General features: G+C 62.9%; 10 protein-coding genes. 3 read left to right on the forward strand and 7 right to left on the reverse strand.

The window, feature by feature from the left end:
• Window positions 1-8 precede the first annotated feature (8 nt).
• The 5 genes from L6D77_RS09390 to L6D77_RS09410 form a co-directional block, all read right to left on the reverse strand.
• The gene (locus L6D77_RS09390) at window positions 9-965 is read right to left on the reverse strand and encodes a glycosyltransferase family 2 protein (protein ID WP_232881518.1); all 957 of its coding nucleotides are present in this window, start codon (window positions 963-965) and stop codon (window positions 9-11) included.
• Window positions 958-1,575: an acyltransferase gene (locus L6D77_RS09395; RefSeq protein WP_232881520.1), complete on the reverse strand. Its 618-nt coding sequence runs from the start codon at window positions 1,573-1,575 to the stop codon at window positions 958-960. The genes L6D77_RS09390 and L6D77_RS09395 overlap by 8 nt, the downstream gene beginning before the upstream one ends.
• 132 nt (window positions 1,576-1,707) lie before the next feature.
• Window positions 1,708-3,174, reverse strand: coding sequence for an FAD-dependent oxidoreductase (locus L6D77_RS09400; RefSeq protein ID WP_232881521.1), 1,467 nt, complete (start codon window positions 3,172-3,174; stop codon window positions 1,708-1,710).
• A complete protein-coding gene (locus L6D77_RS09405; RefSeq protein WP_232881523.1) occupies window positions 3,171-3,389 on the reverse strand; it encodes a hypothetical protein in 219 nt (72 codons plus the stop codon). The genes L6D77_RS09400 and L6D77_RS09405 overlap by 4 nt, the downstream gene beginning before the upstream one ends.
• 85 nt (window positions 3,390-3,474) lie before the next feature.
• Window positions 3,475-4,851 carry an oligosaccharide flippase family protein gene (locus L6D77_RS09410; RefSeq protein WP_232881525.1) on the reverse strand — a complete coding sequence of 459 codons (1,377 nt, stop codon included), beginning with the start codon at window positions 4,849-4,851 and terminating at the stop codon, window positions 3,475-3,477.
• 95 nt (window positions 4,852-4,946) lie between these two features.
• Between L6D77_RS09410 and L6D77_RS09415 the strand changes: the two genes are divergently transcribed.
• The 3 genes from L6D77_RS09415 to galE all read left to right on the forward strand — a co-directional run bounded on the left by L6D77_RS09415 (window position 4,947) and on the right by galE (window position 10,138).
• On the forward strand, window positions 4,947-6,473 hold the full coding sequence (locus tag L6D77_RS09415) for an O-antigen ligase family protein (protein WP_232881527.1): 1,527 nt from the start codon (window positions 4,947-4,949) through the stop codon (window positions 6,471-6,473).
• A 7-nt stretch (window positions 6,474-6,480) separates the two neighbouring features.
• Window positions 6,481-9,081: a glycoside hydrolase 5 family protein gene (locus tag L6D77_RS09420; protein WP_232881529.1), complete on the forward strand. Its 2,601-nt coding sequence runs from the start codon at window positions 6,481-6,483 to the stop codon at window positions 9,079-9,081.
• Window positions 9,082-9,175: 94 nt separating this feature from the next.
• Window positions 9,176-10,138, forward strand: a complete 963-nt coding sequence (gene galE, locus L6D77_RS09425; RefSeq protein WP_232881531.1) for a UDP-glucose 4-epimerase GalE — start codon at window positions 9,176-9,178, stop codon at window positions 10,136-10,138.
• Between the two features lie 27 nt (window positions 10,139-10,165).
• Here the strand turns inward: galE and L6D77_RS09430 are convergent, their stop codons facing one another.
• Window positions 10,166-10,963 (reverse strand): CpsD/CapB family tyrosine-protein kinase, encoded by a 798-nt coding sequence (locus L6D77_RS09430; RefSeq protein ID WP_232881533.1) that lies wholly within the window; start codon window positions 10,961-10,963, stop codon window positions 10,166-10,168.
• Window positions 10,964-10,974: 11 nt separating this feature from the next.
• Window positions 10,975-12,540, reverse strand: a complete 1,566-nt coding sequence (locus tag L6D77_RS09435; protein WP_232881535.1) for a GumC family protein — start codon at window positions 12,538-12,540, stop codon at window positions 10,975-10,977.

Here is a 12,540-nt window from a genome sequence, read left to right on the forward strand (position 1 = left end):
GGCATCACCTACCGTGTGGGTTGGCTGGCAAAACGGGTGTCGAACAGCAACGCCCAGGTGGCCCGGCAATGCCGCCAGCAGGCGCTGATGGCCGCCCGCCCCCGTCCTTTGAGCAAGGCCTTAAGCGCCAGCACCAGGTCGCCAAGGGTCACCAGCAGCATGTGCAGGATCAAACCCGGGACCCCATGGTGCTTGCGGAAATACAGCAGTTCGCTTTCGATCTGGTAGGCCGATATCTGCCGGCTGGCCGCCTCAAGCTCAGCGACCGACTTGGAGCTTTCGCCGCCGATATGCACCACCGTGGTGTGCGGATAGAACACCACCTTCCAGCCGGCCTGCTTGACCCGCTTGCAGTGGTCGACCTCCTCGTAATAAAGGAAGTAGCGCGGGTCGAACAGGCCCACCTGGTCGAGCACCTCGCGCCGTACCAGGTAGAAACAGCCAGGCAACCAATCGCACTCGCGCACCGAGCCATGGTCCCAGTTCATCTCATCGACCATTTTCAGCCCCGGAAAGAAGCGCCCGAGGCCCGTGCGTGCCACGAACACGTTCAAGGGCGTCGGGAAGTAGCGACAACTAGGTTGCAGGTCGCCGTCGCGCCCCTCCAGTCGCACGCCCAGCACCCCGCATTCAGGGTGTGCGTCCATGTATTCGAGGGTCTTGTCCAGGGTATCCCTGGCGACGAAGGCGTCGGTATTGAGCAGCAGCGCGTACTTACCGTTCAGGTGCGCCAGCAACTGGTTGTTGGCCCGACCGAAACCGACGTTCTTCTGGTTGCTCACCAGCACAGCCTCGGGGCAGACCTTGGCCAGGCGCTCGACCGAATCGTCGACCGAGGCGTTGTCCACCACCAGGTAGCTCGCCAGCTTGTCGCCGTCGGCCTGGCGCAGGGCATCGAACATCGGCTGCAACAAGCCGGCGGTGTTGAAGTTGACGACCATCACATCGACAGGTTTGCTAGCCATTGCTGCCATCCCCGAAGAAATACTGGCCTCTGGCCGCGGCCAGCGTCGGCTCCAATGCCGGGTCATAAGCCCCCTGGCGTTGCTTGACCAGGTCTATCCAGGGGTAGGCGGCGCAGCGCTCCTCGACACGCTGGATCAGCGCCTCGGTGGTGCAGATGAACTTCGCCGGGTTGCCTCCGACCACAGTACCGGGCGGCACATCCTTGGTGACCACGGCACCGGCGGCAACCACCGAGTCCGGCCCTATGGTCACCCGCGGCATGACGATCGCGCCATGGCCGATGAAACAGTTGTCGCGGATGTCGATGAAGCCCACCGAATCGAGTTGCTTGCCATAACAGATCTCGATCAGCGCAACCACGCCGTCGTGCCCGATCAGCGTGCAGTCCGAGAGCCCGACATTGCTGCCAAGGCGCACCAGCCGCGGGTCGGTGACATTGCACCCCGGGTTGATATGGACATTGCTGCCCACGGAGTAGAACTTGCCCCAACGGGTCAGGTAAGCGCCCCAGTCACGGGCATTCGGGTTGCAGAACTTCTTGTAGGTCGCGCCGCCGCGTCCGGTCGAGTTGGCGTAGTTGGCCATGGCCTTGCGTATCCATCCATACATGCTGCTAGCCTCGCAAATGAAGCAATCCTGGACTGTCCCTGAGGCGATCACGGTCTCGTTCTTGTTGATGCTGACCGCCCCGCACTCACTCCCTTGCCCGCCCTACTGTCGCCATGACACCGCGCGATACGCTCAGGCGGGCGCGCCACGTGTCGATTTCAACCTGCCATCTAGGTGATCCGCCAGCCGCAGGGCGAACTGCAACAGCGGCATGGTGGGGTTGGAGGCGCCGCCGGTGGCGAAGATGCTGCTGCCGGCGACATACAGATTGTCGGTGCCGAATACCTTGCAGTCGCGGTCGACGACACCGAACTGGGCCGAAGCGGCCATGCGCGTGGTGCCCATGTGGTGCGCGTGGGGCTCCATCTTCAGCGGTATCGCGGCGTCGTAGACGTATTCGTTCAGTCTGACGAAGCCAAGGCCCGTCTCGACGAACTGTTTGGCCAGCTCGCTGCCGATGCACTGGATGGTGTGACGATCGTTGGGGGTCAGTGCCCAATTGACGTTGGCCTTGTACACGCCCAGTTCGTCCTTTTCATCGAGCAGCGAAAGGCGGCTTTGCGCATTGGGGTACTGTTCGATCATGGTGCTGAGCACCCCTTCGCCCGGGCAGCTGAAATTGGCGATGAAATCGAATTTGTGGGCCAGGTCCATTTCGCACAACAGGTTCTCCAGGAAGTGCTTGACCTCGGCGGTGCGGCCGAAGGTGCGCACTTCATCGAGTACCGTGGCGGAAACATTGCCCTTGCCGGCCTTGTACTCGCTGACGAAGGCATCGGTGGTGTAGTACTGGCGCGGTTCGCCATCCTGGCCATCCTCGAGGATGAAGGTGCCCATCTCGACATTGAGGTGCTCCATCAGGCAGCGCCCCACCAGCCCATCGTGGGTGACCACGCCGGCCTTGCGCAGGGTTGCGCTGTTGAGCAATTGCCGGGCGTTCTCCAGTGCCCCTGTGGCCAGGATGTAGTGCTTGGCCACGAGCCGCTGGCGTTGCAGGTCATAGTCGGACACCACCGCTGCCGCCAGGCGCCCCGTGGCCTGGTCGAATTCGAGGTCGACGCAGTTGCAGTTGATGAAAACGTCCAGCCCTGGGGTGTCGTTGAGCGCCGAGGCGTATTTTTGCGCAAAGCGCGTCGGCGGGCTGAGCAGGAACTGGTCCGGTTCGAAGTCCCCCCCCTTGAGCCCTGCGTTTTCTGCCTGGAATTGCGCGCCTGGCGGCAGGTCGACGATTTCCATGGCCGCTGCCAGGTAAGGCTCGACCTCGGCATAGGCGATAGGCCACCCAGGCAGCTCACTCTGGGGCGCGACCGCGAAGTCGGACGGCGTGAAAGGCCGGCAACGGCCTGCCCAATGATTGGAGGTGCCACCCAGGTAGCGCAGACGGGTTTCCTGGGGATACATTTCGAGGCCGGTCGAGGTGCACTTGTACAGGGCCTGCGAACGCGGCGAATACTCGTGCCCGCCGCCTTCTGCCAGCACCACCTTCCAGCCAGCTTGCGCCAGGCGCAGCGCCAGCGTGATGCCTGCAGGCCCGGCGCCAATGATGCAGACGTCATAATCCTCGCGCAGGGTCTTCTGCGCCTGGTAATCGCGGATCATGCCTGCCCGTCCCGAAAATAGTGCGAAGGCAGGACCCAGCCGTTGATGACCACGAATCCACCCGGGGCGGTGCTGCCGGCAGGCTCACCTGATGAGGTGACAGGCGCTTCGGCCATCACCTTGCCGAACACCGCCGCGCCGATACCCAGCACGGCACAGTTACGCAGGAACACCCTGCGCCCCGACAGCTGTGTACAAAACAGAAGCTTGCCCATGATCCCCAGCCCCCACCATTGTTGTGCCAACACCAGGTAAACCGCTGTCGCCGACGCCTGGGCACCGCGCGTTGTTGCAAGGGGTTCAAAGCCAGTTGAAGAAACGCGTTGCCAACTCACCGAACAGCGCACCCACGGCGATCATCGGTAGCACCATGAGCTCGCGCCAGATACTGAAGATACCGAGCTTGCGGTTGACATACACAATCAGTACCAAGGTCGGGAACGTGTGCAGGGCAACCCCCCAGATAGCCCATTGCACGCCACCGATGGCCAGTAACAACGGCAACCCCAGCCACAGCGCGACAAGGCGGATGATGTTGTCCATGGCCTGGTACTTGGTCAGCCCCTGGGCGATCCAGATCTGATGCGCCAGGGTGTAGCGCAGCGTGAAGAACGACCACGACAGAATGCTGAGCATAGTGCCTGCGGCGGCATAGCGCTCGTCGTACATCCAGCCGATCAGCAGTGGGCTGGCGGTGATGAAGACACCGCAGGTGAACAGCATGGCCAGGTCCACCAGCAACCTGAAACGGTAATACAGCGCCTTGAGCCGCGCATGGTCACCTTCCCTGGCGGCCTCGCTGAACGCCGGCAGCGCCACCGTGCCGACCAGTTTCAACAGGCCGGTCTGCAGCGAGCCCAAGATCAGCACGGCGATCGAATACACCCCCAGCTCGGCGGCGCTCATGCTGGCGCCGAACCACATACGGTCGCCGTACATGGCCAGCACGCCAACGACCGAGGACAACAGGATCCAGCGACCGAACGACACCAGCTCATTCAGCGCGCCGCGGTCCCATTGCAGGCGGTTTTTCGGGCCCTGGAACACCAGGTGGCCCAGCACCGTGCCGGTCAGGGCGCCCGCCAGGCCGGCAATCACCAGCGACCAGATGGAGCGGGTGAAGTAGCCGATCACCAGCATGACGATCAGCCCGACGATCTGCGATGCCAGCTCAACCAGCACCACGCGCTTCTGCTGGAAAGTGCGCACCGCCACATCTATGTTGGTTGATTGAAAACCGTAGATGATCGCCGAAACGCCGGTCACCGCCAGTACGATTGGCAGCTCGGGCGCCGCGTAGGTGGAGTCTGCTGGCCACAGGTTGCCCAACTGGGCGAACCAGGCAGCCAGGGCCAGCAGCAAGGTCAGCGCGAAGAGCACGAAACCACGGACGATCTGCACGCTCCAGGCCGTATTGAGAAACAGCGGGTCGTCGCCACGGTGGCTCTGGATGATGTTCTGCCGCAGGCCGACATCGGAAAGCAGGTGCAGCAGTACCGAAACGGTGGTGGCGATGACCATCACCCCGAACATTTCCGGTAACAGCAAACGGGCCATGATCAGGTTGCCGCCCAGGCGCATCACCTGCGAGGCGACCAACGACACCAGGTTCCAGGCCCCGGCCCCCAATGCACGCTTGCGAAGACTCACCGATGCTGACACATCAATAGACGGCATGGCTTCAATCCCTGACTGGATGTCTAAGAAGTCACTATAGTTTCAATTAGCCATGATGCTAGCTGTCCTCCACCAGCGGATAGGTGCCGTAGCCAATGCCTGAACATTTTCGTGCGCTGATCGTCATTCTGTTCCTCGCCACCGTGGTGTTCGTGCTCGCGCGCGGCCCCGCCAGCGACCTGATCCCCGAGCGCGATTTCAAGCGGCGGCGCAACCTGTGGTTCGCCCTGACGCTGCTGGCCTTCGTCTCGTACAGCTTCTGGGTATACGCCGCGGCGGCGGCGGTCATCATGTACCTGGCGGGACGGCGCGAGCGCAACATCATGGCGCTGTTCTTCATGCTGCTGTTCGTGATGCCCCCGGCCACGGTACCGATACCCGGCTTCGGGGTGATCAACTACCTGTTCGACCTGAACCACGTCCGCCTGCTGTCCCTGTGCGTGCTGCTGCCTGCGGCCCTGTCCTTGCGCAGGCAAGCCGACACGCCCGGTTTCGGGCGCCTCTGGCCAGACCGCCTGCTGGCTGCCAGCATCGTCCTGATCGGCGCGCTGTACCTGCGCGAAACCACCGTCACCGATACTCTGCGCCAGGCCTTGTACCTGTACATCGACGTGTTCCTGCCCTATTACGTGGCCAGCCGTGCCCTGCGCCAGGTCAGCGATTTCAAGGACGCCTTGCTGGCCTTCGTGCTGGCCGGCTTCGTCCTGGCGCTGATCGGCGTGGCCGAATTCGTCCGCCACTGGCTGTTGTACAACGCCCTGCTGGAGGCCATGGGCGTGCAATGGAGCATGGCCAGCTACCTGAGCCGCGGCGGCTCGCTGCGTGCCAGCGTCACCACCGGCCAGGCGATCGCCCTGGGTTATGTGATCAGTGTGGCGATCGGCCTGTTCCTGTTCGTCCAGGGATATGTGCGCAGCACCCTGCAACGTGCCATGGGGGCGCTGTTGCTGGCGGCCGGGCTGGTTGCACCGCTGTCACGCGGCCCGTGGATCGGCGTGGCGATCATCGTTGCCGTGTTCATCGCCACCGGCAAAGGCGCAGTCAAGCGCCTCACCCTGCTGGCCCTCGCCGGCGTGCTGGCCATTCCTCTGCTGACCGTAATGCCGGGGGGCGAGAAGGTCCTCGACATGCTGCCGTTCATTGGCAACCTGGAAAAAGAGAACATCACCTACCGCGAGCGCCTGCTCGACAACTCGTGGATCGTCATCCAGCGCAACCTGCTATTCGGCTCGTTCGATTTTCGCGACACCCCGGAAATGCAATCGATGATCCAGGGCGACGGCATCATCGACATCGTCAACACCTACCTCAACCTTGCGCTCAGGGTTGGCCTGGTGGGGCTGGGACTGTTCGTGGCGTTCTTCGCCTGCGTGCTGCGGGGGGTTCGCAAAGCCATGCTGGCATTCCCGGACAAGGATGACGAACAGCGCCAGCTCGGGCGGGCGCTGCTGGCTACCCTGGTGGGCATCCTGGTGATCATCTTTACCGTCAGCAGCATCACGGTGATCCCCGTGGTGTACTGGTCCGTTGCCGGCATGGGGGTGGCCTACATCCAGATGGTCCGCAGGCTCCGCGCCACCCAGTCCGCCGGCATCCCTCAGCGCGGCCTCCAACTCAGGTAAAACGACAATGAAGTCATCTGCACTGCGCCCGTTGCTGCGGGCCTCGCTCCTGGCTGGCCTGACGATGCTGCCGCTGGTGGCATACGCTGAGGCCTGGACGGTCAAGGTGGAGGAACAGAACGGCTTGCCGACCGTGACCCGCGGTGGCGGGCCGGCGATGATTGCCAAGTTCGACTTCTGGGGCGCTGAATGGGACTGGACTGGCTTTTATGCCGCACTAAAGGTCAACGCTCCCTATCGCTACACCCTGGAGGGCAGGAACAAGGACCTGGACTTCGACCTCAAGGCGGACATCGGCAAGCCCGGCGAACGCACCCTGGCCTGGAACTTCGACCTCAATGCCCATAGCCGCAAAGCCAAGGTAGAGGGCGGTGGCGTGGTCTTTCAGTTCGACCCGGCACTGGTCGCCGGTGAGATGGGCGCTCCGCAACTGTTGCCCGGCAATCGCGGATGGTCATGGGGCAATGATGCGCAAGGGCGCCGGCTTCAGATGAGCTTCGAGCCGGCGTTGGCCAGGGTGTACTTCGAACGAGGCAACCCCAGCGAAATCCGGGCGTTCTTCTACAGTGGCGCGATAGAGCCCGGCCGCCAGCAGGTCAAGGCGCAGTTGCAGGTGAGCGGCGACATCGCCATTGCCCCGACGCCCACCGAGCGCTTCGGCCTGGCCGACCCGGCCAGCTGGCCCGACGATCAGCTCGACTGGCGTACGTCACCGGTCGACCTGTCGTTCCTCAACGCGCAGGAAATACCGGCGGGCAAGCGCGGCTTCGTCAAAGCGGTGGGCGAGCAGCTGCAGTTCGCCGATGGCACGCCGGCACGCTTCTGGGGCACCAACCTCACGGCCTACGCCCTGTTCGGCACCCCGGACGAGGAGATCAAGGTGCAGGCCAGGCGCCTCTCGGCATTGGGCTTCAACCTGGTGCGCCTGCATCATCACGACTCGCCCTGGGTCAGCCCGAATATCTTCGGCGACATGACCCGCCTGGCGAACACCCAGCAGCTCAGTGAGGAGTCGCTGCGCAAGCTCGACCTGTGGATCAAATGCCTGAAAGACGAAGGGATCTATGTGTGGCTGGACCTGCATGTGGAGCGCCCGCTCACCGCAGGTGATGGCATCGATAACTTCGATGAGCTGCCCAAGGCACACGGCGCCGCAGGGCTCAAAGGCTACGCCTATGTCAACACCAGCCTGCAGCGGGCGATGAAACGTTTCGCCGAGCAGTACCTGACCCATCTCAATCCGTATACCGGCCTGGCCTACAAGGAAGACCCGGCCGTTGCTGCGGTGCTGATTACCAACGAGAACGACATCACCCAGCACTTCGGCAATGCCCTGTTGAAAGACAAGAACGTGCCCGAGCACTACAAATGGTTCAAAGCCAAGGCCGAGGGCTTCGCCAAACGCCAACACTTGAATGTCGACGAGATCCAGATGACTTGGCTGCATGGCCCATCCAAGCTGTTCCTCAACGACCTGGAGCACCGCTTTGACGTCGACATGATCCAGCACCTGCGCGGGCTTGGTGTAAAGGTGCCGATCGTCACCACCAGCACCTGGGGTGGCAATGGCCTGAGCGCGCTGCCGGCACTGACCACGGGCGATGTGATCGACGCTCACAGCTATGGCGGCGGCGGGCAGCTGGAGCGCAACCCACTGACCAGCGACGGCCTGGTCGACTGGCTCGCAGCGGCCCAGGTGGTCGGCAAGCCGATGACGGTTACCGAGTGGAACGCCGAGCCGTTTCCCACCCCCGACCGCCACTCATTGCCGCTGTACATCGCCGGTACCGCCAGCCACCAAGGCTGGGACGGGCTGATGCAGTACGCCTACAGCCAGCAGAAGTTCATTGAAGGTTGGCGCACGGCTGACAACTGGCACGCCTACAACGACCCGGCGATGCTCGCCACCCTCCCCGCCGCCGCCCTGCTCTACCGCCGCGGCGATGTGCGCAAGGCCACCACGCGCTATGTGTTTGCGCCTACGCCCGAGACCCTCTACAACCGTGCCATCACACCAAACAGCTCGGCCCTGCTGCGCACGGCCTGGGGCCAGGGCCGGCTGCAGATCGCCATGCCAGCCACACCACAACTGCCGTGGTTGCAGGCCAGCACCCTCCCGGACGGTGCCAAGGTGCTGCTCGACCCTGACCAGCCGCTGTTGGGGGCCAACGCCAGCGAATCCGTCAGCGACACCGGCGAGCTCAAGCGTAACTGGCAGCAAGGCCTGTACACCATCGACACTGCGCTGACCCAGGTGGCCACTGGCTGGCTGGGTGGCCAGTCGATCCAGCTGAGCGACATCCAGGTGCAGTTGCAGACCCCCTACGCCAGCGTCGCGGTGCAAAGCCTCGATGCCAAGCCATTCGGCCAGTCGCGAGCGCTGCTGATCTCACTGGGCACCCGCGCCGTACCCCGCGAAGATGACAAGACACCCTTCCATGTCGAGCCCCTGAGCGGCACGTTGAGCATCAAGGCCTCGCCCGGTTTGAAACTGTTCACCCGCAACGCCGCAGGGCAGGAAACCCAGCTCCCGGCACGCTACGAGAATGGGCGGTACACCATAGCGTTCGATGGCCAACGCATGTCCAATTGGCTGTTCCTCAAATAGCCATCTAGAGTCTGCAAAGGCCTGTTGCGGCAATCGGCGAGCCCGGTTGCCGTCAAAGGACGTCCACACGGGCAGCAGCTTCCAGGAGGTTTGCATGAAGTTCTTGGTGGTCGGTGGTGCAGGCTACATCGGTTCGCACATGGTCAAGCATTTGCTGACGGCGGGGCATGACGTGGTGGTGGCTGACATCGCACCCACCCGCCCCGAGATCAAATGGGTGGAGCTCGACATTGCCGACGCGCCTGCGCTGGACGCACTGTTCGCCGAATACACCTTCGATGCGGTGTTCCATTTCGCCTCGTTCATCCAGGTGGGCGAGTCGGTCATCGAGCCTGGCAAGTACTATCAGAACAATGTGACGGCAACCCTGGTGCTGCTGCAGGCTATGGTTCGCGCCGGGGTAAGGAGGCTGATCTTCTCTTCCACCGCCGCCGTCTATGGCAACCCGCAGTATGTCCCGATCGACGAACAGCACCCCAAGGCGCCGATCAACCCCTACGGCTGCAGCAAATGGATGGTGGAGCAGGTCCTGCAGGACTTCGACCGCGCCTACGGATTGCGCTCGGTGTGCCTGCGTTACTTCAATGCCGCCGGGGCGGACCCCGAGGGTGAATGTGGCGAGCGCCACGAGCCGGAAACCCATCTGATCCCACTGATCCTGCAAGCGGCCTCGGGACGGCGCCCTGCCATCACCGTGTTCGGTCGCGACTACGACACCCCGGACGGCACCTGCATTCGTGACTATATCCACGTATCCGACCTGGCATCGGCCCATGCACTGGCGGTGGACTACCTGCTTGCCGGGGGTACCAGCACGGTGCTCAACCTGGGCAACGGCCAGGGGTTTTCCGTGCAGCAGGTAATCGACACCGTGCGCGATGTGACGGGCCGCGAGGTCTGCGTCGAGGACGCGCCACGCCGCGCTGGCGACCCTCCTCGCCTGGTGGCGGACGCCGCCAGGGCCAGGCAGCTGCTCGGCTGGCAACCGGCCTATACCTCGCTTGACGCGATCGTGCGTCACGCCTGGAACTGGGAAAAAAAATACCCCTGGGCTTGATCCCAGGGGTACGGGTCCCAACCCCATTCAGTAATAGTCTCGGGTCTCAGGCTCAGCCTTGTTCAACACGGCGCCGATCATGTTGGCGGTGGCCAGGTGGTACAGGCAGTCTTCGATATCCTTCTTGCTGTTCACCCCGTTGGCAACCACCAGCAGCACACAATCGATCTTGGGCAGTACGGTGATTGCGTCATCAGAGCTGAGCAAAGGCGGCAGGTCGAAGATGCAGATGCGCGACTCGTAACGATCGCGCAGGTCGTTGATCAGGTTGCCCACCTTGGCCGAGGACAGCATCTCGGTGGACATCGGGATCGGCTCCCGGGTCGGCAGCACCACGAAACGTGGCAGCGTCGGGTTGACCAGCACCTCTTCAAGCCCCGCCTTGTCGGCCAGCAGGTCATTGAGCGCCCGGTCCATCGGCAGGCCAAGGGTGGGGCCGACCCGTGGCCGACGCAGGTCGAAATCCACCAGCAACGCAGTCTTGTTGGTGTGATGGGCAATGCTCATGGCCAGGTTGATCGCCAGCACCGTCTTGCCCGCGGCAGGCGTCGGCGAGGTGATCGCCAGGGTGCGCCAGCCGTTCTCTTCCATGGTCTGCAGCACCTGGGTGCGCAACAGGTCGAACGCCCAGTTCATGTTCGAGTTCTTGTTGTAGGCCACGATCCGGTGGCGCTCAAGGTGCTCCGCGCGCAGCGGCACCACCTTGGTTTGCACGTAGTCGAAGGGGCCAAGCACGTCGGTTCGCTGAACCAGCGGTGCGGGCAGTTTTTCGGTAGGGGAAACCTGATGAAGGCCCTTGCCGATTGCTGGCGTATTCCTGTCCATTGCTGCGCTCCCTAGCCAAACCGCGCCATAGTTTTAAACAGTAGTAGATCCAGCGGCATGTAGAACAGGTGCACGAGCAGCAACAGCACAAGCACCATCACCAACGCGCCAATGATCGCCCACACTCGCCATTTCTTGCGTCGCGCCTGTTCGGCCTGGGTGGAGATGAACGGAACGGCAACCAGCACGCGCCGGCCAAGCACGCTCTCCAGAGCGCCGACACCCCGCACTCGCTGATTGAGCAACTCAAGCAGCATCACCAGCGCCCCGCCACCGGCGGGTGCCAGCACCAGGCCCAGTGCGACGATTTTCTTGCGATTGGGCTTTACCGGTTTCTCCGGCATCAGCGGCGGCTCCAGCAACACGAAGCGCTCAGCCTTGTTTTCCTGTTCCAGGCTTTCGGTGATCTTCGCCCCCATTTCCTTGGCGCGGATCTCTTCATACTTCTTACGCGCGTTGTCATGGTCACGCATCAGGGTGACCAGGCCGCGTTCCACCTGTGGGGCCTGAAGGATTTCCGCTTCGTAACCTTCGATCTTGCTGCTCAGCTGGCGCTTCTGTTCGGCAAGCGAGGCGATGCGGTCCTGGGCCGCCACCAGCTTGGCCCGGGCCCGGGCTACGTCGAGGCTGACGCCCGAGGCGGTGTTGGCTTTGCTGCCGCTGGCCTGCAGCGCATCGATCTTACGCTTGACCGCCAGCACATCCGGGTGCGCCGGGGTATAGCGGGTCAGCAGCCGGGCGTACTCCGCCTTGAGGCTGGGCAGGTCTTGCATCTGGTCGGATGCACCCGAACGTGCGCCATCGGTCTTGGTCGCAACGCCCGCATTGGCCGCCGACAGCTCCAGCTCCATGTAGCGAAGCTCCTCCTGGGCACTCTTGTAGTCGCGATCGACTTCTCGGAACTCGAGCTCCGAACGCGACAGCATGCTCATGCGCAACGCCTGGTTCTCGGGCAAGGCATTGGCATTGGCCTGCTTGAAATCCGCCAGCTGGTTTTCCAGGGTGGCCAGTTCGGCGCCGAGCTTGTTGGCTTCCTGGGTGAGGAACTCGGTGGTTTCGCTGGCCCGCTCGGTGCGTTGCTTCATGTTCTCGTTGAGGAACAAGGTGACCAGCTCGGTGGCAACCTCCTTGGCCACTTCCGGGCGCTTGTGCTCGAACGAGACGTTGAACGCCACCGTGGTCTCGCCGCGCCCCTTGACGAAGGTGCTGAGCGTGGTGACGAGGATCGCGTTGCGCATCTGGTCGATCTTGTCCGACTCGCTGAGCTGACGGCCCTTGTCGTTGAACAAGCCGTACTTGTCCATGATCTGCAGCAGGTTCTCGCGGGTCATCACGCGCTGGCGGATGACTTCGATGCGCTCATCGGCAAAGCTGTTGTTGTTCGCCGAAACCAACTCGGGGGAAATCTGTTGCGACTCCACCAGGATGGTGCCGGTCGACTGAAAGGTGGGCGGCACCGTCAGGGCCACCCCGACCGTCACCGCGAGGATGACGATCATGCTCAACCCCAGCAGCAGGGCCCGGTCCTTGATGATGGCGAGGTAATCTTTGACGGACATCTCGTATTCAGTCTTCAT

This window comes from Pseudomonas parasichuanensis, assembly GCF_021601385.1.
GTDB lineage: Bacteria > Pseudomonadota > Gammaproteobacteria > Pseudomonadales > Pseudomonadaceae > Aquipseudomonas > Aquipseudomonas parasichuanensis.